Annotated in this window: 21 protein-coding genes and 1 pseudogene; 8 read left to right on the top strand and 14 right to left on the bottom strand. The window is 49.4% G+C overall.

Going from position 1 to position 22,891, the window contains the following annotated elements; genetic code table 11:
- Nucleotides 1-91: 91 nt before the first annotated feature.
- The 6 genes from OOF89_RS22615 to OOF89_RS22590 all read right to left on the bottom strand — a co-directional run bounded on the left by OOF89_RS22615 (nt 92) and on the right by OOF89_RS22590 (nt 7,424).
- A complete protein-coding gene (locus OOF89_RS22615) occupies nt 92-1,381 on the bottom strand; it encodes an OFA family MFS transporter (protein WP_266083221.1) in 1,290 nt (429 codons plus the stop codon).
- A 77-nt stretch (nt 1,382-1,458) separates the two neighbouring features.
- The gene (locus tag OOF89_RS22610) at nt 1,459-2,616 is read right to left on the bottom strand and encodes an ABC transporter ATP-binding protein (protein WP_266083220.1); all 1,158 of its coding nucleotides are present in this window, start codon (nt 2,614-2,616) and stop codon (nt 1,459-1,461) included.
- A complete protein-coding gene (locus OOF89_RS22605; RefSeq protein ID WP_266083219.1) occupies nt 2,613-3,785 on the bottom strand; it encodes an ABC transporter ATP-binding protein in 1,173 nt (390 codons plus the stop codon). The genes OOF89_RS22610 and OOF89_RS22605 overlap by 4 nt, the downstream gene beginning before the upstream one ends.
- Nucleotide 3,786: 1 nt before the next feature.
- Nucleotides 3,787-4,698, bottom strand: a complete 912-nt coding sequence (locus OOF89_RS22600) for an ABC transporter permease (RefSeq protein WP_266083218.1) — start codon at nt 4,696-4,698, stop codon at nt 3,787-3,789.
- Complete coding sequence (locus OOF89_RS22595) at nt 4,698-5,657, bottom strand: ABC transporter permease (protein WP_266083217.1); 960 nt, start codon at nt 5,655-5,657, stop codon at nt 4,698-4,700. Before OOF89_RS22595 ends, OOF89_RS22600 begins: the two co-directional genes overlap by 1 nt.
- Nucleotides 5,658-5,705: 48 nt before the next feature.
- Nucleotides 5,706-7,424: an ABC transporter substrate-binding protein gene (locus OOF89_RS22590; protein WP_266083216.1), complete on the bottom strand. Its 1,719-nt coding sequence runs from the start codon at nt 7,422-7,424 to the stop codon at nt 5,706-5,708.
- 96 nt (nt 7,425-7,520) lie between these two features.
- Here OOF89_RS22590 and OOF89_RS22585 point away from each other — a divergent pair, with 96 nt between their 5' ends.
- The gene (locus OOF89_RS22585) at nt 7,521-8,240 is read left to right on the top strand and encodes a helix-turn-helix domain-containing protein (RefSeq protein ID WP_266083215.1); all 720 of its coding nucleotides are present in this window, start codon (nt 7,521-7,523) and stop codon (nt 8,238-8,240) included.
- Nucleotides 8,241-8,391: 151 nt separating this feature from the next.
- Here OOF89_RS22585 and OOF89_RS22580 read toward each other — a convergent pair whose 3' ends face one another.
- Nucleotides 8,392-8,679 (bottom strand): hypothetical protein, encoded by a 288-nt coding sequence (locus OOF89_RS22580; RefSeq protein WP_266083214.1) that lies wholly within the window; start codon nt 8,677-8,679, stop codon nt 8,392-8,394.
- Between the two features lie 1,197 nt (nt 8,680-9,876).
- Between OOF89_RS22580 and OOF89_RS22575 the strand changes: the two genes are divergently transcribed.
- On the top strand, nt 9,877-10,854 hold the full coding sequence (locus tag OOF89_RS22575) for a glycosyltransferase (protein ID WP_266083213.1): 978 nt from the start codon (nt 9,877-9,879) through the stop codon (nt 10,852-10,854).
- A gap of 21 nt (nt 10,855-10,875) precedes the next feature.
- Here OOF89_RS22575 and OOF89_RS22570 read toward each other — a convergent pair whose 3' ends face one another.
- Nucleotides 10,876-11,049, bottom strand: coding sequence for a hypothetical protein (locus OOF89_RS22570; protein ID WP_266083212.1), 174 nt, complete (start codon nt 11,047-11,049; stop codon nt 10,876-10,878).
- A gap of 548 nt (nt 11,050-11,597) precedes the next feature.
- Here OOF89_RS22570 and OOF89_RS22565 point away from each other — a divergent pair.
- The gene (locus tag OOF89_RS22565; protein ID WP_266083210.1) at nt 11,598-12,176 is read left to right on the top strand and encodes a DUF7344 domain-containing protein; all 579 of its coding nucleotides are present in this window, start codon (nt 11,598-11,600) and stop codon (nt 12,174-12,176) included.
- 116 nt (nt 12,177-12,292) lie between these two features.
- On the top strand, nt 12,293-12,664 hold the full coding sequence (locus OOF89_RS22560) for a DUF7522 family protein (protein ID WP_266083209.1): 372 nt from the start codon (nt 12,293-12,295) through the stop codon (nt 12,662-12,664).
- Between the two features lie 284 nt (nt 12,665-12,948).
- Here the strand turns inward: OOF89_RS22560 and OOF89_RS22555 are convergent, their stop codons facing one another.
- Complete coding sequence (locus OOF89_RS22555; RefSeq protein WP_266083207.1) at nt 12,949-13,158, bottom strand: VNG_1110C family protein; 210 nt, start codon at nt 13,156-13,158, stop codon at nt 12,949-12,951.
- Between the two features lie 1,891 nt (nt 13,159-15,049).
- On the opposite strand from OOF89_RS22555, the gene OOF89_RS22550 reads away from it, so the two are divergent.
- Complete coding sequence (locus tag OOF89_RS22550; protein WP_266083205.1) at nt 15,050-15,583, top strand: Rrf2 family transcriptional regulator; 534 nt, start codon at nt 15,050-15,052, stop codon at nt 15,581-15,583.
- A gap of 312 nt (nt 15,584-15,895) precedes the next feature.
- Here OOF89_RS22550 and OOF89_RS22545 read toward each other — a convergent pair whose 3' ends face one another.
- Nucleotides 15,896-16,135 (bottom strand): hypothetical protein, encoded by a 240-nt coding sequence (locus OOF89_RS22545; RefSeq protein ID WP_266083203.1) that lies wholly within the window; start codon nt 16,133-16,135, stop codon nt 15,896-15,898.
- A 276-nt stretch (nt 16,136-16,411) separates the two neighbouring features.
- Between OOF89_RS22545 and OOF89_RS22540 the strand changes: the two genes are divergently transcribed.
- On the top strand, nt 16,412-16,831 hold the full coding sequence (locus tag OOF89_RS22540; RefSeq protein ID WP_266083201.1) for a hypothetical protein: 420 nt from the start codon (nt 16,412-16,414) through the stop codon (nt 16,829-16,831).
- Between the two features lie 378 nt (nt 16,832-17,209).
- On the opposite strand, the gene OOF89_RS22535 is transcribed toward OOF89_RS22540, so the two are convergent.
- Complete coding sequence (locus OOF89_RS22535) at nt 17,210-18,454, bottom strand: Cdc6/Cdc18 family protein (protein WP_266083199.1); 1,245 nt, start codon at nt 18,452-18,454, stop codon at nt 17,210-17,212.
- Nucleotides 18,455-19,471: 1,017 nt separating this feature from the next.
- On the opposite strand from OOF89_RS22535, the pseudogene OOF89_RS22530 reads away from it, so the two are divergent.
- A pseudogene (locus OOF89_RS22530) lies at nt 19,472-19,891 on the top strand (orc1/cdc6 family replication initiation protein); the annotation flags it as partial.
- 245 nt (nt 19,892-20,136) lie between these two features.
- Here OOF89_RS22530 and OOF89_RS22525 read toward each other — a convergent pair.
- Nucleotides 20,137-20,547 carry a helix-turn-helix domain-containing protein gene (locus tag OOF89_RS22525; protein ID WP_266083197.1) on the bottom strand — a complete coding sequence of 137 codons (411 nt, stop codon included), beginning with the start codon at nt 20,545-20,547 and terminating at the stop codon, nt 20,137-20,139.
- 119 nt (nt 20,548-20,666) lie between these two features.
- Here OOF89_RS22525 and OOF89_RS22520 point away from each other — a divergent pair, with 119 nt between their 5' ends.
- Nucleotides 20,667-21,245, top strand: coding sequence for a hypothetical protein (locus OOF89_RS22520; protein ID WP_266083195.1), 579 nt, complete (start codon nt 20,667-20,669; stop codon nt 21,243-21,245).
- Here the strand turns inward: OOF89_RS22520 and OOF89_RS22515 are convergent.
- Nucleotides 21,242-21,649 carry a hypothetical protein gene (locus tag OOF89_RS22515; protein WP_266083194.1) on the bottom strand — a complete coding sequence of 136 codons (408 nt, stop codon included), beginning with the start codon at nt 21,647-21,649 and terminating at the stop codon, nt 21,242-21,244. The two genes, OOF89_RS22520 and OOF89_RS22515, sit on opposite strands and share 4 nt — an antisense overlap.
- Nucleotides 21,646-22,527, bottom strand: coding sequence for a ParA family protein (locus tag OOF89_RS22510; protein WP_266083192.1), 882 nt, complete (start codon nt 22,525-22,527; stop codon nt 21,646-21,648). Before OOF89_RS22510 ends, OOF89_RS22515 begins: the two co-directional genes overlap by 4 nt.
- Nucleotides 22,528-22,891: the final 364 nt, after the last annotated feature.

The raw sequence follows: 22,891 nt of genomic DNA, 5'->3' as shown, positions 1-22,891 counted from the left end.
TGTTCGAGCCGAATCTATACTACCTCGGAAATATCCGTGATAGGCTCGAACAGCGGCGATTGTGCCATTCTCTCGATCAGTGGTCAATCGATTATTCGTCGCCCCCTGGCGCGGGTGAGCGAACAACCTCACTGGTGGGCTGTGAATTGTTCGTCGGTGAACGCAAAACGAGCGCGGCCAAACCACCACAGACGGCGAACACACCGCCGATACTGAATACAATGGCCCAACTCGTTGCCGTAGCAAGCCATGCAGTAATTGCACCACCGAAAACGCCGCCCCACATTTTGCCCGAGTAGAGGAGTGCATAATTAGCTGAAGAATGAGTCTCACCGTAATAATCAGCCACGAGACTTGGAAAAAGCGTGTACTGAGGGCTCCAGAAAAATGTCGCTATCATAACTGAGATAATAAAGCCAAGACTCGAGTTCGTTTGCCCGAACCAGACGACAGCAAACAAACCAAGACCACAGAGCGTAAACGACGCTGCCATTGCCTTCTGCCGATCCAATCGGTCGGAAAGGTCTCCTAATAAGAGACGGCCGACACCACCAGCGATGGGTAGGAACGTCGCCGACATCGTAGCCGTCACCGCATTCAGCTCCATCTGTTGAGCGAACAAGACGATCTTCGCCGTAAGCATTAATCCTGCCCCGCTCACCGCGACGAAAATTCCGTACATTACCCAGAACTGCCACGTACCAAGAACCTCGCGCCAACTATAATCTTGCCGAGAGTAGTGCTTTTCACCTACGTCACCCTGAGAACACCAGTTTGCCGGGGGGTCACGCAAAACAAATGCAGCGATGAAAATGGCGATACCGATGACGAATCCCATGTTCCGTAGCACCTCGCTATAGCCGCCGATGGAAGCATTTGCGCGAACGTAGGGAACAAAGAGTGCGGCACCACCTGCAAATGCCATCGTCCCAGCACCTGTGGTAAGACCACGTCGGTCAGGAAACCATTTCAATGCCGTATTCACTGAGACCGTATAGACGATACCCACACCAATCGCACCAAGTGAGTATAGGACATACAGTTGCCAGATCGCTGTCGAATAAGCAAGCCCGAAATAGCTACCACCGGCGAGCGCGGCTGCAGCAAGTGTTATCTCTCGTGGTCCGTGTCGGTCACGCCACCATCCGACCGGGAACTGTGATCCAGACTGGAAGATGACAAAGAGCGCGAAAACCAGCCCAAGTTGGGTGAGAGGGATGTCGAGATCCCTCGCTAACGGGCCCTCGATCGAAGACCAAACGTACTGATATGGACTGACGACAGCCATCGCTATCGCTGCGGCAACAATGAGCCACCAGCGCGAAAAGCCGAGTTGTTCGCGAGCACGCTGTGCGTAGTCCTTACTGCTATCAGAAGCCATTTAGCAGCCCACCATCATCATTTCAGTCTTCAGCATCGAAATATTCAACAACCATATCAATGACACCTCACTACGACTCATTTCCAATCCCTACCGCTCTCATCAGCATATGGATCCTGTGCACGCCGTTCGTTTGCAGGGTGTTCTAACCAGTGACAGGAGGCGAGATGGGCTTGTCTTTCATCGATCCTCTCTATTTCCTCCTCGGGTGCCATTGTCTGCCCAATGGTTCCAGTTGCGTGGGCTACCGACTGAAGTTCAGGCTTCGACCCATCGCATTCGCCTCCAATATACTCTGGACAGCGCGTGTGAAACGGACAACCTTCAGGAGGATCGATGGGGCTTGGGGGTGTGCCCGATAGCGGATTTTCGCGCACTGACCCATCACCCGCAATGTTCGGAATCGAGTTCAATAGTGCCCGAGTGTAGGGATGCTGAGGATTATCGTAAATGTATGCTGTTGGACCCGTTTCGACGATATTGCCCAGATACATCACCGCGACACGATCGGAGATGTGCTTGACAACAGAGAGATCATGAGCAATGAAGAGGTAAGAGAGCCCGTACTCCTTTTGTAGGCGTTTCAAGAGATTAATGATTTGAGCTTGCACAGAAACGTCCAATGCCGAAACTGGTTCGTCTGCAATGATCAATTTGGGCTCAACAGCAAGGGCACGTGCAATACCAACGCGTTGGCGCTGACCACCGGAGAATTCGTGTGGATAGCGATCTAAGTGAGATTTTCGAAGACCAACTTCTTTGAACAATTCACCGACACGCGCACGTGTTCCCTGTTCTGTTTCGATATCGTGTACTTTGAGGGGCTTTTCGACGATCTCACCAACAGTCTTTCGTGGGTTGAGTGAAGACAGCGGGTCTTGAAAGATTACTTGTATATTTTTCCGCAGATTTTTCAGTGCTTTACCTTCGAGAGTGGTTATATCTTTCCCCTCGAACGTAAGCGTTCCGTCCGTTGGCTCATAAAGTCGGGACAGAACCCGCCCTAGCGTTGTTTTGCCGCAACCAGACTCACCGACGAGGCCGAGTGTTTCTTCGTATCCAACCATGATATCGACGTCATCAACCGCTTTCACCGATTTATCATCACCAATGAGGCGGTCAATAAGCCCCGTATCGGTCGAAAAGTGTTTTTTCACACCTGTTGCGTGAAACAACGGTTCACTTTTTGGTAGTTCACGTTTTTCTTCATCTATCAGAGTTGTCTCTGAACTCATTGGGTATCACCGCCATCTGCTCGTGCCATTTCATCGCTCTTTACCTCGACTCGTTTGGATTCAACTTCCGCACGTGCACCCTCATTGATGTGAACCGCGTGGCCATCCGCGTTGGTTTCAACGTGACCGTTGTGTAGATGGCAATATGCTGTGTGTCCGCTAGGTTCGGAGTTGATATCCGAATTTACATCGTACCCAACGAGTGGGTGGTCACACATTTCGAACGCTCGATCACATCGGTCTCGGAATGGACAGCCCGCAGGCTTGTCGATGAGATCCGGAACAGTTCCTTCGATAACGTCCAACCATTCACGGTCGTCCGTAATTCGGGGGATAGAGCTCAACAGTCCCTGCGTATAGGGGTGGTGTGGTTCTGCAAAGAGGTCATCATCCATTGCCTGCTCCATTAGTTCACCGGCATACATCACCGCGACACGATCGCATGTCTCTCTGACAACCCCCATATCGTGGGTGATGAGCATTACTGAGACATCGTAGTCGTTCTTGAGATCGACGAGTTCGTTTAGGATTTGCGCTTCGATGCTCACGTCAAGTGCAGTAGTCGGTTCGTCCGCGATTATGAGCTCGGGGTCGCCAGCGAGTGCCTGTGCGATAACGACGCGCTGACGCATTCCGCCTGAAAGCTGATGGGGATATTCAGTGGCACGCACTTCCGGATCAGGAATGCCAACTGTGTCGAGCAATTTGATGGCACGCTGCCATGATTCACTCTCTGTACTGGTGCCAGACACATACTTTCGTTTCATCTCTGGCCAGAACCCACCGGATTCAGCTGAACTAGCGTGCTGCCGATAGACTTCGGCAATTTGCTCGCCAATCGTCATTACCGGATTAAGAGACGTCGACGGATCCTGGAATATCATGCTGATCTCGCCGCTACGAACGTCTTGCATCTCAGCATCGGATTTGGCAAGGAGGTTTTCACCCTTGAACCGGACGGCGTCGGCCTCGACGGTGCTATTCGAATCAAGCAACTGGAGTAGCGAGAGTGCTGTGACGGATTTTCCCGACCCACTCTCGCCAACCATGCCGAACACTTCCCCAGGATAGATTTCGAACGAAATCCCATCAACAGCGTCGACAGTTCCCCGTTCAGTTTCGAAACTCGTGCGAAGGTTGCGAACCTCTAGTAATGGCTCATCGTTCATATCAGGCACCCCCATCATCTTTCACGTCAAAGGCGTCCCTGAGTGCGTCACCAAAGAGGTTGATGCCAAGAACGGTAATCATGATCATCAACCCGGGAATCACGGAGATCCACCACGCCTGGGTGAGGAAATTTCTACCTTGTCCGAGAAGTGCTCCCCAAGTCGGCGTGGTTGGCTTGACACCTAACCCGAGGAAAGAGAGTGTCGCCTCTGCAAGCATCGCACGAGCAACTAGAACGGTAAATTGGACGATAAGTGGTGCAACGGTATTCGGAAGCACCTCTTCGGCGATGATCTGGAAGTCACCCAATCCGACGCTTTTTGCGGCGAGCGTGTACTCTTCTTCCCGAATCGAAAGTACTTCACCACGTGTGATTCGAGCGAAGTCGTCAATGTATGCGAACCCGACTGCAAAAATAACATTCCAGAGACTCTGGCCAAAGATCGCGACGAGCATGATCGCGATGAGCAACCACGGGAAAGCCCACATAACGTCGATAATGCGCATCAATACATCGTCGATCCAATTTCCGTAGTAGCCAGCAATCAGGCCGATCGTAACACCGGCAAATGCACCAACGGAGACAGCACCGATGCCGACAAGTAAACTGATCCGTGCGCCGTACATGATCCTTGATAAGAGATCTCTGCCGTATGAATCCGTCCCGAGCGGATGATCACCAGTAAGTGTGGGTGCTTGAAGCATCTCGAACTCCTGTACCATCGGGTCGAACGGTGCGAGTTCGGGCGCGAAAATCGCTGCGGCAAGGAACGTAAGGACAATTGTGAGCCCTATTTTTGCTTTGAAGTCCCGTTTGATAGTGTCTACAAGGCGTTCAATGAGGTCTGTTCGAATACCGAACACCGTTGCTCCATCGGAGTCATGCCCGACAATGGAAAGTATCGACATCATTATTCACTACCTCCGTACTTGATTTTGGGATTGATGACTGTGTATAGCATGTCGACAATGAGATTCATGAACACAAACACAAACGAGATGATAATAACGGTACCCTGCACCACTGGGAAGTCACGTCGGTTGATTGAACTAATGAGCAGCCGGCCAAGTCCTTGAATGCCGAAGACGATCTCGACCGCGACGACACCACCGAGGACAACAGCCAACAGAATTCCAGCGATTGTGACAACTGGCATGAGCGCGTTTTGGAATCCATGCTTGAACAGCACGAGTCGTGGAGAGAGTCCTTTCGCTCGAGCCGTTCGCATATAATCTTCATTTAGCACTTCTAGCATCGAAGATCGGGTCATGCGCATGAGAATCCCGCCATATGGCAGGCCAACTGCAATTGCCGGAAGGAGGATGTGTTTAAACCACGGAACAATTCCGTCTGAGAGTGGGACGTATCCGAATGACGGAATGGCTTCAAAACGAGTCCCGATACCCAGAATCAGTAGGATTCCAATCCAAAATCCCGGCATGCTAATGCCGAAAAAGGAAATGAGCGTCGCAAGATAGTCTTCCGTGGAGTATCGGTGGATGGCGCTGATGATACCAGCGGGTACTGCAATACAGATCGCAATCAACATTCCAAGTAGAGCAATTGACAGCGTCGGCTCTGCGACGTCAACGAGCATCGTGATAACACTCTGTTGGGTATGGATCGATTCACCAAAATCACCCTGTACGAGTTCGCCAAGCCACCGTATATATTGGACATATATTGGCTGATTGAGCCCGAGTTCCTGTCTAACCGCTGCGAGCGCCTGTGGATCGGCGTCACCACCCAGCATCAGACGGGCTGGGTCACCAGGAATCGAGCGAACGGCGACGAACACAACCGTCGCGACGACATAGATGACGACGAAAGCGTGGAATATCCGCTTCGCGAGATACCGCTGCATTCCCATGCTAGGCACCTCCTGGGAGGATTACAACGAGAGAAATGGTCGATACCATTATTTCTCCAGATATGCCTGGTGGAAGTTGCTCATCCCGGCCTGAATACCGACGTTTTTGAGACTCGAAACGTCGATCTTCGCTTTGAGCATGAACACAGTCATTGTGTACATCGCTTGATCGAGGAACACTTCCTCGGCCTTGCGGATGTGTTGTTTACGCTTCTTTGGTTTTGGCGTCTTGAACGATTTCAGAAGCGCATCATCGAATTTCTTATCAAACATCATGCTCTTTTGCCAGACCCCAAGACTTGTCTCGGGATCCGGAGTCCCAAGCTGCTTCCACCAGGTCATATAGGGGTCGATATCTGTCGATCCACCGTAGGTCGTCACCATATGATCATAGCGGTAGATTGAATCCCAGTACGACGACGGCTGCTGGATATCGAGCTCGACGTTAATCCCAACATCCGAAAGCTGCTGTTGGATAATAGTCATCCAGCGTTTGTACTCGGGCATGCCAAGCAGTTTGAATGAGAACCGGGGATTACCGGTATAGCCAGCCTCATCCAAGAGTCGCTTTGCCTTCTCTGGGTCGTGGTACTGGCCAGTCTTCGGTTCTTTTTCGTAAGCGATTGACATCGTCGGATTGAAAATCGAATGTGCGGGAGTCGCATACCCGAAGTATGCTTTTTTTACTATTTCGTCCCGGTCGATGGCCATCGCAATTGCTTGACGAACCTTCTTGTTTGCCGTTGGAATATCCTTGCCCTTCCATTTAGTTGTGATTTTATCATAGCCACTTGCGACCTTCGCCTTCTCAGAATATTTTGCAGGATCTGCACCAAGCGGTGCAATACACGACCAGTCGCCGGAACTAGTTTTTCGGACATTGAGAGCGCTCATGTTCTCTCCCTGTTTTGCAAACTGGCCTGTGATTTGGGCACAATGTTGGATGCTTTCGGATGTGATAGCTGACCACATTGTCGATGGTTCGGGAATGAGCCGAATCTTTACTTCATCCAAATACGGAAGCTGGTCTCCTTTGTCGTCAGTCTCCCAATAGTCATCAAATTTGGAAAGCGTGATGGATTCTCCCATACTGCGCGACTTTACTTTGAACGGGCCGCTTCCGATTGGTTTCTTGTTGTACGATTTCGGGTCGTCTTCCGCATTTTTGTGTACGATTGAGCCTGCTCTCCCCGGTACGTTGGTCATAAACGCCAAGAACGGTGCAGTCGGCTCCGACATTTTGATCGTTACCTCATGACTACCCGTCGCCTCGACACTTTCTATGGTTGTAACCTTCCCATGGTGCTCGGACTTCTCGTCCGCCATGAGACGATCAAGCGACCACTTCACCTGCTCTGCTTTCAATGGATCTCCATTATGAAACGTGACTCCCTCGTGCAGTTGAAACACGTAGGTTTTCTTATCGGGGATTTCCCAATCCTTCGCAAGATCCCCCACCATTTTACTATCTTTGTCAAGTTTCAATAATCCACTAAAGACGTTGGAAACAATTTGCATCTGCGCGCCCTTATCAACATAGTGCGGATCAAGAAATTCCAGATTATCCGTCTGGAAGCCAGCCTCGATGGAGCCACCCATTGTCACTGAGGAATTGTCAGCACCGTTTTTTGAGCTGCCACCGGACTCGTCACCGTCGCCACCAGTACATCCAGCAAGTCCAGTCATCCCTGCTGCGCTGAGTAACTTCAGTGTTGTTCGTCTATCAATTTCAGGGCCTTCCAAATCCCGGTTGTCAACTTCTGACATGGGTATACACTACAATTATTATTGAAAAGCTTTTGACCCCAATATATTGGGATACCTGGACAAGAGTGATAATTAAATGAATGCACATATAGATACATGTGGGAAGCACTACTAGCAATTCGTCACTTTGGATGCCCGATTTCCGATACGAGTGCAGACGTTCCAGAAGTTAATGTACAGAACCTATCAAAAGCTGAGATCAGTGGTCATCGCGCAAAGCGACTCATCTGTCTCCGAGGAGAAAAAACACAAATCGATCTATTCGAGAGTATTTTCCGAGATCATGAGTTCGTTAAGTCATTTCGACGGATTTCTGACGAGAATTCTCAACAAGCTTATTTCACGAGCGAGATTGAGTACAACAGCGACAATCCAAGTATCCTAAACCTCCTCGGATCGCATGGCTGTTACCGAGACAGCACCGTTAGTGTTCAGCGGGGTATCGAACATTGGGGAGTGTACATCGAACAAAAAGAATCACTCTATAAACTAATCGAGAAAATTGGAACGCTCGATAATGACCTTGATTTGCGCAAGTGCATTAACATGGGAACTATTTCAGATAATCCATCTATGAATTCAACTGCAATATTGACCCGGCTCACATCTCGTCAACAGGAGGCATTTGAAACTGCGTACTCATTGGGTTACTATGAGTCCAATTCGGACATCACCATGGATGACCTCGGTGAAGCTATGGACGTTCATCCAACAACGGCATGGGAACATCTCAAAAAGGTGGAGAATTTGATATTGAGTGAATCCGGTCAACGATATTTCGGTGGGACCGAACCAGTAAAGCAGTTAATCCCTTGATTGAACTCCTTTTATGTCTGAAAGCACGATGAGTCCGGTTGCTATTCGCTGTGGTCGAAAGGGGGATTAATATCCGGACGAGACCGACAGTGTCGTAATCCTATTTATAAGTTGAAATCTACTCATGGTCACACTTTCCCGATGGTTTTTCTTATTTCTCAATTTTCGTTCCTTCAAGAGTATCCTGAATATCGTCAATTTTGTTTTCGAGATCGTCAACGAAATTGCTTGTCTGATCAGTGGTGATTGCCCCTTCATCGGTCGGCTCAATTAAATTCTCTTCTTCAAGCACTCGCAATGAGTAGCGCACCTTATGATGCGGATACCCAGTTTCATTCGATATTTTCACAATGCCAAACGGCTCGTGTTCAATTACTAACTGCATAACGTCGAGATGCCGTGTGAGCATCTCGACTTCTTTCTCAAGACCATCGATCATGGTGATTGCTATCCTACGTCTTTCGCGGGTTTAATTCTTGTTGCCATAAATGATATTAATCAAATATCAATTCCCTTCATTACTGTTCAGGAAACGGAGAAATATTACACAACAGATAGCCGGCTCACCAAAGACGAATCGTGAGAGGACTGCCTTATCACTCTAGCAATCAGATAGTCGAAGCTTTGGGCCTAGTTCTGCGTCCAACTGTTGAGACGAAATTGACCGGTGTTTCTGGAAACCCATTTCTGGCGATGAAAACAGACGCAGAGCTGGCCAACGAAGGAGGGAAAGAGAGAAATGTGGAGAATTATCAGTTCACCACCTCTCTTTCCTAAGAGTGCACGGTAGCTCGGTGTCCTACGATATGATATCGACCAGTGAGCTGGCCAAAGCCAAGCTACCGAGCACTCATGTAGTAACGAGAACCCAAAGTGGCTAAATGATTTTGGCAAAAGGAATATAAACGGAATCTAGATTTGCTCAACTAACCATTATCGACTAAATTGCGGTACGGCGATTATGTGATTAAGGATGACGAGACCGAGACAGCATTTGGTGGGCGGCGTATAGGCATCCACGAAACACTCGAGATATTCGGTAATCTGCCTACGACAAAGGAGAGACTCGGTTGTTAAGTATCCTGACAAGACACTACTTACTCAACAGCGACGAACGACCACACCCGAGCATACTGGTCACCTCGATAACTCCCGACTACTCACCCGTCAAGGACCCGGAAGTAAGTGGTTCACTCAGACGGGCACGCATATACCACTGTAGCGTCCGAAATAGAGCAAGGAGATTCCCGATGAATTACTCTGCTTGTTCAGCGAACGCATCGAGGAACAGAATGGCACCTATACAGTGACTGTTCCAGAAGAAGAGCTTACGGACGGATTCATCCAAGAAAATGGCACCCACCGTGCGGGAGTACTCAACTCGAAGTCGACAGCAACAGCTAGCTCGAGTGCACAACCAAACTAATCCCCTAACAATCCTGCACCTCCTGTCGAGGAGGGAGAGCGTCGGCGTGTCGATATACCTGAAAGGTGGGAAGAGAGACAATACGGGATTCGGAGTATACTCACACTAGCAGTGCTAAGGGCGGTAGAACAAAACGTCCAACCGAAGTGTGGCGACTATGGCCGAGTCACCCGGTGATCACATCTGCAAGGTAAAGGACACTGTCTACAAATGAAGGTCTTGCAGTTAGTGACTGGTGCGAACGACAGCTTCTACCGCCATCAAATTCGCACTCTTGAGGAAAATGGAATCCAATGCACAACACTCACACCACCAGGTAGCCATACACACGAAAACACGGACGGGAGTCGATCAGTAGTAGATTACCTACGGTATTTCCCCCGAGTCCTCAGGGAGTCTTCTGCGTCATACGACCTCCTCCACGCCAACTATGGATTGACAGCCCCGTTCGCCCTCGCCCAATCACAACTCCCAGTCGTTCTCTCACTATGGGGATCGGATCTATTCGGTCCCTATGGCTGGCTTAGTAAGCTCTGTGCACGCTGGTGTGACGCCGTCATTGTCATGTCCACCGCAATGGTAGCGGAACTTGACCAGGATTGCTATGTTGTCCCGCATGGCGTCGACATCAAGCAGTTTCGGCCCATACCACAACCCGATTCTCAAGCAGCTGTTGGCTGGGATCCAACCCATTTGCATGTCCTCTTTCCCTACTCACCTTCACATACAGTGAAAAATTATCCGCGCGCCAAACGAGTAGTAGACGCTGCACAAGATTGTCTTAACCGGCCGATCACCCTCCACACAGTGTTTGATGAGCCGCATGCACGAATACCGTTGTATATGAACGCAGCCGACGTCCTCTTATTGACCTCACAGTGGGAGGGGTCGCCAAATTCGGTGAAAGAGGCCCTCGCCTGCAATTTGCCAGTCGTTGCGGTGGATGTCGGCGATATCCGTGACCGCGTCACCGGTGTGTCGCCTTCAGTCGTCTGTGAGACGGACACTGAGCTGGTGAATGGGCTCGTCGATGTGTTGGCCACCCCTCGAAAATCAAACGGGCGCCACGCTGCGCGCGCGGTAAGCCGGTCGCAGATGGGGGACCGCCTCCAACAGGTCTACAAGACCGTTCTGTCGACATCTCGTTCCAGTTCGCCAGATGTCTATCAGACACCTCCTTCGCGATAAACCACCACTGTCTGGAGCTGGTTACCGGTTTGCGATGTATCTGGCAATGATTGCAATCGGAATAACGGGGATTGCAGCAGCTGTCATTATCAGAATCACCAAAATAACGATTTTCATAAACACTCCCGATTCGTCCCAGACCGCTTTGGTGATCCCGTCGATCCCCTGTGCGATGCGTTTGATTCGTCCAGCCATCTGAATCACTTCCAGTGTTCTACTAGGTTCTTGGTTCCCAGCGTGATATCGTACGCTTTTTGGCTTGTGTTCCAACAGAAAGCACAATCCACAACAAAACGATTTGGTGAAATCCTCTTTTGGGATGTTGTAACCGGCATCTAGTACTTCATGACTCCACCATAGATCCTATAGAGAGAGTCTATAAACGAGAATGTGAATGATACCACCAAAATCAGGAAGAATAGTCAGAAAAATCTCAAATTAACACTAATTCGTATGCCTGAATGGAAGTAGGCGGCCCATTATTTCAAACAGGAAATTCCTTCGAGTAGGTATCGAGTACCTTCAATCGGCGAAGCCCTCATCAACTGGTGTTGCTTTGACTAAAACTACTGTTCAAACGCCCTCTCAAGAATGGAGAGATTTCTACTCTAAGGTCAGTGACTGTAGAGAGCTGCTAACCAGAAACAGCAGCAAGATAACAAAGCCGAAGAAGAGAAACTAGCCTGATAGAATGATAGCCTCTGTCTCGTTGTACTCGATTATCGGTCACCAAGGAGGGAGACATGAAGGCAGTCACTGAACAGCTGAACGATTCAATGAATCGAGCTGAACTATCCCGGGATCAGGTGTTCGAGTTATTGAACAGCATGCGACGACGATATGCAGTTCACTATCTGCGACGAGAAAATTGTCGTGTCGACTTTGCCGATGTGACCAACCACGTCGCTGCCTGGGAATACAATACGACACCAACAGCTCTCCTCAGTGAACAGCGAAAACGGGTCTATATTTCGCTGTATCAGACCCACATTCCGGCACTCGCCAACGCTGGAATCATCGACTACAACCCAGAAACCGGAGAAATCCAGCCGACAAGCCGCATACGAGTGTTTGACGACTATCTGAATGTGTTCACCAGGCCAATGCTTCCATGGAACCGCTATTATTGTGGACTCACACTGGGGAGTATACTCCTTTTCATGGGGATCTGGGGGCATTTCTATCCAGTGACCGTTCTTTCCTGGTTTGTAGCGATCCTCGGCGTGCTAACGGCTTTCGGGATGCTGTCAGCTACCCACTATTGGTATACACAGAACACGATTCCAGAAACACCGCCAGAGCTCCATTCTACCGACGATTAGAAGCAATTACCTGGCCTTCTCCCCTACTCTGGAAGGCGAGAGTTCTCACGTTGAGATGGTAATTGAAGAGTGGCTTGCCAAAACATATTTTCCAGCGCGCGTGGCTAGTCTCTCTCATGAGCACGCTTGCTGATGCCACTACCGAGAAGTTGGTTCGGGCGTGCCGGGCACAGATTGGCGACGAACTGCGCAGTCTAACGTACTTCACGCCAGACGAAGCCGAACACTTGTATCTCCGGGATGAACTTGAACGCGGAGACAAACTCGGCTTCGTTGAAACCGAGCGCAGAGGATTCGACCACCAACGAACGTACAACTGGTCTGAACTGGGTGAGTACAACTTTACACTTAGAGACTTCGACAATGGCTATCTCGTGCGTGTGATCGCTGACGAGAGTGGACTCTATCTCACGACTGATTCATTGACGATGATGCAATTTGAGGAGGTGACGAGCGCCATCAAACCAATCCTTGCCAAAGCCGACTAAACTATGCTATGCCGAGACCGACACCACACGGTTTAGTGTCCCCTCTGTGGGAAACTGTATGACCAACAAATCGTGATTGAGCAGGAATTCCGGTGGGACGATCCCTTTCCGGGGACTCCGTTCGACTTTTTCGCAGAGTATCCCCGCCGCTGTACCACCCAACATGATGTGGAGACCAACACGCAGCTTCCCGAACAGAAACGAGCGATCTACTTTCACACGGGACGATTGGATTCACGTCCACGTAGGCACTGAGAAGCAAACGGAGAATAAGACATCTATCCTCATTCAGATTTTGGAGCAACGATCTTCTTCGAGACGAGCCAGTCACGTACTTCGGGGATAACGACGGGACTACCAATCAGATGAGTTGTGTCCTGCTTGTTGACCACAGGAATCATGAATTGGCATTCAAGCTCGTCACGATACTCATCCAGCACGCCAATCGGCAGTACAATTTCTGTTGCATCGCGAAACCAACTGGCATCAGTCACGCTTCGAGTAACTACTATTTCATAGAAAACGCTGCCGTTTCATACTGTACTAGATGAAACAATCGCTCTCCAAGCAGACTAATCGCTCCGTCAAAGAACGCGTCTACGAGATTACTTTATATCTGACTACTGTAAGCAGTTTGGAACGAATTGTACTGAAATTCGACTACGAAACGTCAAATTCGATGCTTTCGGTCGATCCACAGGTTGGACACCGCTGGTCGGTGGCCTCTAGTGTCGTTCCACAATGACGGCACTCATAGACGAGGACATCCTCATCAGTTAACCACCGCCGCACAGCAGTGGAGAGTGACATGGCTATTGCTTTTGCCCATCCAACACAATAAGAGTTCGGCTTACTATCGACCCTGTAATAAGCAATTGTACCACAAAAATGCAGGTGAGCTCCTCCAATTCAGCCCAAATGAATAAGAATCAATCTCAGAGTCTGAGTGGAGCGATAACAGACCACAGTGTGAATTTCGTGTGACTCACTACGGCTGTGCGTACACAGACGACGGCTATCGGGTGATGGAGGAGATGGCTGAACGTGTGCCGGGCGTGAGCTACAAGACATCTCGAACGTTGCGATCGACGACGCGATGGGCGTTGGTGAGCATCACACCGAAGTCACGTTCACCCATCCCGACCTCGCGGGGTGGATGCGAGTTGACGAAACCAACGCGGGAAGAAACGAAGGGTGCTGATTTTAGCGTTGTAATCACGAGGGTTCGTAGAACCCCCTTTCGAACCACACCACCGCACGAAATTCACACCGCGTTGCAGGTGACACATGGTGGTAGTAATCGGTGGGTTACGGTGGAATGCGTCGTTTTCTGCGAAACAGAGGGGATCACTCTCGCGAATCCCACTCTATTACAACGGTATAATCGTCCGCACCCATTCGCCGTGCATAACCCAGCTACCGATCTCGTCTTCTTCAGCAGAATGGATGAACGACAATGATTCGAGATTGTTGGATGGAATCTATGGGGAGCCATCGCCCGAAGAACCGTACCAGTGGGTCGGGAAAGCCGTTGTCGTTGGACTCTGATCGACAATGAGTGACAAAACGTGGAGAGTTAGATGAATTTCTTCGAAACCACGTTTTCGTCGAGTGATGATCTCCGTTGCACTACTCGACAGTGCATCTCATGGTACCAAAGGTCATGGCTATTTTGATGGCGGCAATAGTATCGATATTTAATACACCTCTCGTTTGCAAAGGGGGGAATGGGAACTACGTGAAATGGCAGTCAAACCATCACGAGCTTTGTCGGGGAGCGGCGATGAACCAAGGTAAATCCCGACAGTCTACGCAATTAGGCTCATAGTATTAGACTGTTTATCTTCGCTAATACCTTAGCGCGACTCACGCCAATCCATGTTTTCACCCTTAATTCAGCGATAATGGCGGTGGCAGAAGACAACTCTGAACGTTCTAGTCCCAACCAGCAAGGCCGGATCTTGACGCGAATGCGAAACTTCAGCTACCAATCCTAGACGACCTACCTGGAGAGTAGTATGGCCAGATCCACATCACGTCCGAAAGGGACACGAATACACAGTAGTCAATAGTCAACCACAATCTGAAATGTCTAAGCGGCAAGTGAACTTAATACGTCTTATCCGTTTCCGATTTGGATTTCTCGAAAGCTCGGTTTCAGACAGACAGGCGGTCGGAGATTGACCATCGAATCACAGTTAGTTATTATATCATACTAACTTTGTTCATACTGCATTACCCTCACAAAGCGAGGGATGTGAATAGAAAATAGCGCAATACATTCGCAATCGTGTAAAGAGGTTAGTAAGAGAAGGACATCAGCAACGATCATTATATTTATTTAAAGTGGCTGGATTTAACCGCTGGAAGATTAGATCGTTCAGTATGTCATCGATCGAGCTGACAGCAAGTCAGAAGAAGATTCTCACTGCACTCGTAAATCTCCACGGCGAGTCCGAAAGCGCAGTGAAGGGTGAAGAGATTGCAGACGACATCGACCGCAACCCAGGGACGATTCGGAATCAGATGCAGAGCCTCAAGGCCCTCCAGCTCGTCGAAGGAGTGCCTGGGCCGAAGGGTGGGTACAAACCCACAGCAACCGCCTTTAATGTTCTTGATATCCAGACACTGGATGAAGCTGCGGAGGTACCACTAGTCCACAACGACGAGCCTGTCGAGAACGCAACTGTTAATCAGATTTCGCTGAGTAGTGTGCATCACCCAGAGCGCTGCCGTGCAGAGGTTCATATTCAAGGGTCTTTGAGCGATTTCCACACTGGTGATTTAATTCGTGTTGGACCGACCCCGCTCTCGAACCTAGAAATCGAAGGTGAACTCGAGAGCACGGATACAACAAACAACATTGTCATCCTCAAGATTCAATCGATGCAAGCATCTGATAACAAGTCGAGTCACTAGCATCGACTGAAGTACTTCGTTAAGGCACTAGCATCCGAACCACGTAAGGACACGAACGCAATCTGATCATAGTGAGTATCGTGTTCATGATGGTGCCGATCCAGCAACAATAGATAATATTTTGTTATCAAATTTTTAGGTTTTATCCACCACAAAGCATTTAATTGTGGCAGATATTGTCTAGCATGTGGCGAGGCCGCTCTGACAAGTTCCGGATCTGGCGCCATCACTCCTGGTCCGTCTTTGCCCCGCCACATCCCTCTTTACAACGAACGGATACCAATTCGTGAGCGCTGGGTAGTAGCACGCTCGTTACTGTGTAGATCCATAATCAGTGAGTCGAAGCTTTCCCTCAACTTCATAGAGATGACCCTTATTGTACAGCCGTTCGATGATATCCTCGGCTGCAGGCCGCCCAAGCTCTTCGTTCTCAGCTAGAACAGTATACGCTTGCTCGTACGTGAATTCTCCCTCCTCCGGCAGTGCTGCCGCAAGCGCATCAAGGGCGTCTTGCGCAAGGGGTGAGAGTGGTGATCCTCCCTGTCCAACCATTGGTACTCACCAATTCGCGCACTCGCCACGTAAACCCTTGGAGGAGATGTTGCCTCTTACTGAAGAGAGTACCATGACACATTGGGAGAAAAACGGCATGGACGTATGGGTTTGGAAAGAGTGCAAGATCCGATGCCGTCCGTGGGGTACACGAGCTGCATTTACATCTGGTATATACGAACTGAAGTCAGTTTATATCCAGTATGGAGTGAAACAGAACTGAACCTCAAGAGGTGAGGCGAATCTTCTTAGGTTAGTATAGCATACTAACGCTCAATGGCGAACAAAATCAAACGCTCCGGCGATGGTCTCGCTCTCCAGGTCACAAAACCAGCCCGAGCCGCTAAAATCGTCGAAGAGAATGACGAGGAGACCACCCGTCGTGCCAACATCCGCGTGTTTGCATTCGACGGTCTCCTTCTTGTCGTCGACATCGACCGCATCACTAATGAGAATATGGTCGAACTCGCGACCTCCGCCGCCCTCGACACTGTCTCGATCCACCGAGTTGCAAACGCTTCTCTCCAGATAGCGGGGAATGGGTATCAAGTGCAACTGCCGGGTGCTGCAGATGCTGGATTTCACGTCGGAGATCGAGCGCCCTGTACGCCAGCGCCGAATATCCTTGTGATTGCGGCAGAAGGATCCAAACGAGTGGCAGCAGATATGGCGACGATTCGGCGTGAGCAAGTCTGAAAGTGGAGATATTTGTCGATCAGGAACCAGAAGTCGACACTGAGCCAGATAATTAGTGAAATTGCGATTTTGGTAAATTCAAAGAACGCAAGGAAGGAGTGGAACGCATGGAAATAAGAGAAAGCAGGGGATGGATTGTAACCTACCCTATCACACGCACGAAGCGCGTCGAGGATGGAGATTAGCGTCTGCAAGAGCTAATCTCGTAGCACGATAAGCGATATAATCGGTTAATCCGCTCGTGTGGATTCAAAAGCAAGATGTCAGACACTGACTTTACTGAGAATAAAAACCAAAGGAAGGAAAGAGTTCAAAGAGCGCATTGAACGAGTGGAACGCAAAGAACAGAGTGAAAAAGAGTCACTCAAGAAGTGCAGATTAATCGTTATCAGTCGACGAGAGAAAATCGCTAATGCGAGAATCTTGTTCGAGTACGGATTTGACGATATCGGGTTCCTCAAGGAGACGATGCTTTGCATGAACCCCTTGACCACGCCCTCGACCTCGGCGCTCCGACTGAATCACGTTCAAGAAATCGTGTTCTTTCAAAATCTCCTGGGTACGACGTTCAGAGAGCATATCGAGACCTGTTCCCCGTGCTATTTGTTGATACCGTCGATAAATTTCCTTCGTAGAAAACTCATCGGCTTGTTTAGACTCGGTAAGGTTGGTGAGTGCCAACAGGATTGTCTTTGCTTGCGTTGGGGCTCCAGCAATTAACTCGGCAAATCGGTCGGCTTCCGTTTTTTTCTTTGCCTGGCGAACGTGCTCATCAGTTACCGGAATAGTATCCGATTGAGCAGCGATGCGCCCAGCGTTTCGAAGAATATCAATTGCCTTGCGGGCATCACCGTGTTCTTGAGCCGCAAGGGCCGCAGTAAGTGGGATAACGTCGCCTTCGAGGACATTCTCACGAAAGGCATCACGACGGTTTTGAAGGATATCAACGAGTTGGGTTGCGTCATAGGCAGGGAAAACCAATTCATCACGTGCGAAGCTGGATTTGACGCGTTCTCCGAGTTCATCAGCAAAATTGATTTTGTTGGAGATACCGATGATACCGATATTCGAGTCGGAGATTTGCTGATTTTCACCCGCACGAGATAGCTTCCGAAGGACTTCATCGTCCTCCAGAAGGTCGATTTCATCAAGGATAAGAATTGCAACGTCACAACACATATCGAGAACATCCCATAAACGTCGATAATAATCACCAGTCGCAAGCCCCCGTTCTGGAATAGTAATACCGCTCTGAGTCGGATTGTTCAGTTCACGACCAATGGTCTTAACGACACCAGCTTCGGTATTTTGTTCGCCACAATCAACATAGGCAGCTTTTACCGTAATGTCGTCTCGCTTAGCTTCTTTGATAACACGCTCTGTCACACTTCGCGAAATCAAACTCTTTCCTGTGCCTGTTTCGCCGAAAATGAGGAGGTGAGTCGGTTCACGGCCGAAAATTGCAGGATTGAGGGCTTCAGCGACTTGTTTCATATGCTCATCCCGACCAACGATTCGATCTGATCCAGGGATATGCTTAATTTTCAAGAGTTCTTCTCGGGCGAAGACCGGATCATCGTACCGAAAGAGTGGATCACGATCGTCAGACTCATCGGACACCATACGATTGACTATTACATATTTCTCATACGTAATAAAGGGAGGGGAGCCGCGGATGTAATTCGGGGAGAATCACTACACATAGCTTTCGAGATCGATATTTGGGCTTACTGTCGGAATAGGGTGGCATCGCGGATGAAATACTGAAAGGCGATATCAGATTGCAGCGTCAGACACCAGTGTCGCGTATGTAAATACAAGAAATATCTGAGATAGGGGGCTCACACGATCTGTTGATGAATTACTAAAGTCGTGAGAAGACGTGTAATCACACACACCACCGTCGCGGATGTAACGAGTATAGCAAAGGGGTAGACGATTACCCAAGCTCACGTAATTCGGCAGATGAGGAAAACGAGAGTGGTCGAATAAGCGACCACTCTTTGAACTAATTAGAATTAACTTAGTGGACTTTACGGTCCTATGCTACAAGTAAGTTTCTAATAAGATATGGGACACCAATGAACATCCTCAGTTGACCCCTGGTTCATTGGGCGTTACATTCGCGATGGTGGTGTGTGACCTTCTAATTTGAACGACAGCACACGCGTTTTCGTTGCTTACATCCGCGACCATGGTGTGTCTGTCTTCGTCTCAAGTTTCAGAATCACCCGCATAGGGCGTCTTCTTACAAACGAGTATTCTTTGAATCCCCGGTAATTGAATTCAATTGGAAAACAGCACTGAAAGTCGCGTTGTTATGTGTATATATTTTACCATTAAGGTGAGATAGTAGTAGTATTAGTAACGTGCAAGAATCCAAATTCTTAATGATACAACCACTCTGAAATGGAACTAACGTTTACGACAGCTTTATTTATATATTAAACACTGAACCACTGTTTGATAATAAATATTCGTCTGATCGGTTGTGTCCCACCAATTGACACCGGATTTCAAATGATAACCACGGCATTACGCTTCTACCGCTCGTTAAACGGCCGTTTAATTGTGTTTTTCTTGTTCTCCTTCGCTCTGTTCCCGCCTGAATCGTGCCTGAATTCATTTGAAATCCGGTGTATGGATTCTGGCACAGCACAGGTGAAAACACTCGGCGAGCATGGGGCTGTTGCCCATTCTCGCTCTCAGGCTCGCGATGCTCCTCTTTCCGTGCTTGACGAGGATGATCCTATTTTCGCCAACGAAGATTTACTTCGTATCGACCACATCCTCGAGCATGACAAAATCGTCGGTCGAAACAACCAGATTGACACTGTCGCTCGGCGACTCAAACCGACAATCACGGGAGGATCTAGAAAAGGAACTCTCCTTCTTACCAAGTCTGGTTCCGGAAAGACGCTTGTCACCCGATATGTGAGTCGGGAGGTCGAAGAACGTGGTGCAGAGAATGATACCCGAATCGGTCGGGCAATTATCGACTGTGCCCAACGTCGTTCGGAAGTTCAGACTGTCATTCATCTCTCGAATGACCCGAACGAGTGATGGTTACCGTGAAGGAACGTATCTAACGCTCTCTCTGTTGGATGAAGCAAGCCTTCTTCTTCAGTCGATTGGACTTGGTGATCAGTGTTCTCGAATCCCGATTGACACCCAAATGCGCCAGCAGATTGTTGGCCTCGTGGGACGCTAACTTTTTCCTGTAACTACTGCTTCCAGGTACTTTTCAGTCATACGATTTTCGGCTACAATGCGTCGTATGGCTTCGAAACCTCACTAGAAGACGATCAACGCTCAGGACGAGGAGCAGTTTGATACCGTTCAATCGCGTCGGACTTCTCTACGCGAGTATATACCGTCTGCAACGTTTCTTCGGCACGTAGTAACCCGTGTTCGCCGAGAAACGTTCGTCCCTCGTTACTGATTCCGTAGAACTTGTATGGGAGATCGTTCTGTCGTTGCTTGTCAGGGAGGAACACCTCTTCGACGATTCCCACATCAACGAGTTGCTGGAGGTGCTGACGGATCGTCGTCTGGCTCTTGCTTGGATTCACGTAGTCCAGTTCTTTCAGCGTTGGAAGCTGGGATGGGTGTCCGAGGATGTCTTGGATGAGCGAGAACCGCGTTTCTTGGGTGACAACGTTCAACCGTTTTCGAACGTTGTCGAGGTTGGATGACGTGTGACCAGACGTACTCATACTAGTGTCTTCGAGTAGTGCGTGCAAAAGCGTTTCGTCGAAATACGAATCGGTTCATTACGATGCAGTCCCTGATGAAGTCGATGTATTGATACTCAGCGATTGTGAGTACGGAGACAATGAGCACAAAGGAGCCGACTATCGAGGAATTGGCAGAGAAAGCCGAGGAGCATCTGCACGACACTTCGCTCACTCCGCAGGAATACGAAGACCTCAAACATAGTATTGCAGAGCTCTCGCCGATTTTTACAAACGAGTCTTCCTACTTCGTTCTCGGTAGTTACGGTCGCCCGGAAATATACCGACTTCAGTTGGTCAAGGATCGTCTCAACCGGCGGAGCGATACCTATGCATTTCTCATGGTGGATATCCGGAGTGAATGGGTCAACACCTATGTCAAATTCCGCCTTCTAGCGGACTATACTGACTATATTGCCGGGATAACCGAGCACGACCGTGGTGGTTTTCTTGTTGAACAGGGATACTTCACTGCTCTGGGGTCTTATTTTACGAAGACTCGAGTTTTCAAGCGTGAATATTCCACTCTGGATTCCGAGACAGTCGATACGAACGTCGATCTCGAGAAGCCATACAGTGGGATGCAGACTGCAATTTTCGATATGCTAAATGATGCAGGCCGCCTGTGTATCTGGCAGACCGAGGATGACCTTTTAGAATGTGCTGAAGGACTCCCCTAGCTACTGTCTTCGTCGACACCGCGTGCGTCAAGGATCAACCGTGTCATCTTTTCGGGATTGTCCGCCGCTAACCGAACCATTGCGTCATGAACCTCACGACTCTCGTGATTTCGAACGCCTGCGTCTCGTAACTCTCGCGTCATCTCGAGATCACGTGCATCTTCGAACTCCTGCCACGATTCTTCGCGTGCATAGATACTCCGTCGCAGATCTGGGGAAAATTCGAATGCAGGCGTTTTTCGTGGATCTTTTGGTTCTTCCGATGTCTGCGATTCGTGCGGCTCGTTCGATTCGGTCGATGTTTGCGATTCGCTAGACTCGCTCGAATCGGACGAACTGTCCGAAGTTGGTGTCTTCGCTGCTTCCCCGTTGATTGCGTTTTCAAGATCGTCAAACGCCGTCATTCGTGTACTACCTCCCCCCGCTCAACAATTTGAGCGAGTTCATCGTAGGCTTCGAGCTGGTCGCAGGTCTCATCGTAGTCCCGAAGAGGAACTCCTTCATCATGCGCACGGTCGATCGCCGCCCGATGCCGAATCCCGGGCAAATACCCGTTTTGATTTCCGTTGTCAATTGCGTCCCACTCATCGTCGGTCACTCGCGCATAGTTTGGCACGAGCTTCGATACGCCATCCCGATTGTTGATCTCCCTGAGGAGCGATCGGTCGCGGGTATGTTGGTCGATACGATCTTGTAAGTCCGTGGGTGTGATCGCAAGAATGTTTAACTCGAAGTACTGCCGTGCTTCTTGTACAAGCCGTTGCACGGTACTGGACAGTCCGCTTTCATATCCGCTCTCTGCACGAAGGGGGATGATGATATTCCCTGTTGCATACATGGCGTTGTCGTTCAACTTTCCGCGATTTGCAGGACAGTCGACTACAATGTACTCGTACTCCTCACCAAGTAGCGGACTGATGAGATTTTCCTTGAGCCGTGTCGTGCCCATTGTCGCTTCCTTCAAGCCACTCTGAACGTCTTCGAGTTGTACATGAGCGGGGAAAATATCGAGTCCGTGGCTTACTGGTTGAATGTATTGTGTTGGATCCTCACCGTTGATGAGAACGGCTTCGGCGTGATTCTCTTCGGCACTATACTGACCCGTGAATCCGAGATTCTGACTCATGTGGCCGTTGTCGTCGAGGTCGACAACGAGAGCTGAGCCGTTTCGATGAGCTAACTCACGGGCAAGGTTAATTGCCGTCGTAGTCTTTCCGAACCCGCCTTTGAGCACGCCGACAGAAACGGCGCGCGGTTCTCCGCTGTTGTGTTCCTTTGCCATGATTGATCCTCTTGTACTCTGCGAATGTTACGAATCGTGAGATTCGTGCGAATCGTAAGAATCGCATACATCCTTCAAATCTCGAAGTTCGTAAACCTCGCGAGTGCCTCTGCTTCAACCATTCTATTGTGATTGTATAAACGTTACGTGCGAACTGTGCGAATCGTACGATGCATACGAATCGTACGATTCGTAAAAATCGAACAAATCCCAAACACCGTGCGAGGCTCACAGTACGGAGTGCGCTGTCGTCGGTTCAGAGGATAAGATACGAACCGATTACAGCGGACTCTACGATCCGTACGAATCGTAAACATCGTTCGAATTCCACGCCATAAGGGTTTTATCGGCTGTTTAGAGGATG

It is taken from the genome of Haladaptatus caseinilyticus (genome assembly GCF_026248685.1).
Taxonomy (GTDB): Archaea; Halobacteriota; Halobacteria; order Halobacteriales; family Haladaptataceae; genus Haladaptatus; species Haladaptatus caseinilyticus.
This window is presented reverse-complemented; position numbering and strand designations above follow the sequence as displayed.

Bases quoted from the DNA above. Each gene is read 5' to 3' on its own strand.
- OOF89_RS22615 (WP_266083221.1), bottom strand. From the start codon at position 1,381: ATGGCTTCTGATAGCAGTAAGGACTACGCACAGCGTGCTCGCGAACAA.
- OOF89_RS22610 (WP_266083220.1), bottom strand. From the start codon at position 2,616: ATGAGTTCAGAGACAACTCTGATAGATGAAGAAAAACGTGAACTACCA.
- OOF89_RS22605 (WP_266083219.1), bottom strand. From the start codon at position 3,785: ATGAACGATGAGCCATTACTAGAGGTTCGCAACCTTCGCACGAGTTTC.
- OOF89_RS22600 (WP_266083218.1), bottom strand. From the start codon at position 4,698: ATGATGTCGATACTTTCCATTGTCGGGCATGACTCCGATGGAGCAACG.
- OOF89_RS22595 (WP_266083217.1), bottom strand. From the start codon at position 5,657: ATGGGAATGCAGCGGTATCTCGCGAAGCGGATATTCCACGCTTTCGTC.
- OOF89_RS22590 (WP_266083216.1), bottom strand. From the start codon at position 7,424: ATGTCAGAAGTTGACAACCGGGATTTGGAAGGCCCTGAAATTGATAGA.
- OOF89_RS22585 (WP_266083215.1), top strand. From the start codon at position 7,521: ATGTGGGAAGCACTACTAGCAATTCGTCACTTTGGATGCCCGATTTCC.
- OOF89_RS22580 (WP_266083214.1), bottom strand. From the start codon at position 8,679: ATGATCGATGGTCTTGAGAAAGAAGTCGAGATGCTCACACGGCATCTC.
- OOF89_RS22575 (WP_266083213.1), top strand. From the start codon at position 9,877: ATGAAGGTCTTGCAGTTAGTGACTGGTGCGAACGACAGCTTCTACCGC.
- OOF89_RS22570 (WP_266083212.1), bottom strand. From the start codon at position 11,049: ATGGCTGGACGAATCAAACGCATCGCACAGGGGATCGACGGGATCACC.
- OOF89_RS22565 (WP_266083210.1), top strand. From the start codon at position 11,598: ATGAAGGCAGTCACTGAACAGCTGAACGATTCAATGAATCGAGCTGAA.
- OOF89_RS22560 (WP_266083209.1), top strand. From the start codon at position 12,293: ATGAGCACGCTTGCTGATGCCACTACCGAGAAGTTGGTTCGGGCGTGC.
- OOF89_RS22550 (WP_266083205.1), top strand. From the start codon at position 15,050: ATGTCATCGATCGAGCTGACAGCAAGTCAGAAGAAGATTCTCACTGCA.
- OOF89_RS22545 (WP_266083203.1), bottom strand. From the start codon at position 16,135: ATGGTTGGACAGGGAGGATCACCACTCTCACCCCTTGCGCAAGACGCC.
- OOF89_RS22540 (WP_266083201.1), top strand. From the start codon at position 16,412: ATGGCGAACAAAATCAAACGCTCCGGCGATGGTCTCGCTCTCCAGGTC.
- OOF89_RS22535 (WP_266083199.1), bottom strand. From the start codon at position 18,454: ATGGTGTCCGATGAGTCTGACGATCGTGATCCACTCTTTCGGTACGAT.
- OOF89_RS22525 (WP_266083197.1), bottom strand. From the start codon at position 20,547: ATGAGTACGTCTGGTCACACGTCATCCAACCTCGACAACGTTCGAAAA.
- OOF89_RS22520 (WP_266083195.1), top strand. From the start codon at position 20,667: ATGAGCACAAAGGAGCCGACTATCGAGGAATTGGCAGAGAAAGCCGAG.
- OOF89_RS22515 (WP_266083194.1), bottom strand. From the start codon at position 21,649: ATGACGGCGTTTGACGATCTTGAAAACGCAATCAACGGGGAAGCAGCG.
- OOF89_RS22510 (WP_266083192.1), bottom strand. From the start codon at position 22,527: ATGGCAAAGGAACACAACAGCGGAGAACCGCGCGCCGTTTCTGTCGGC.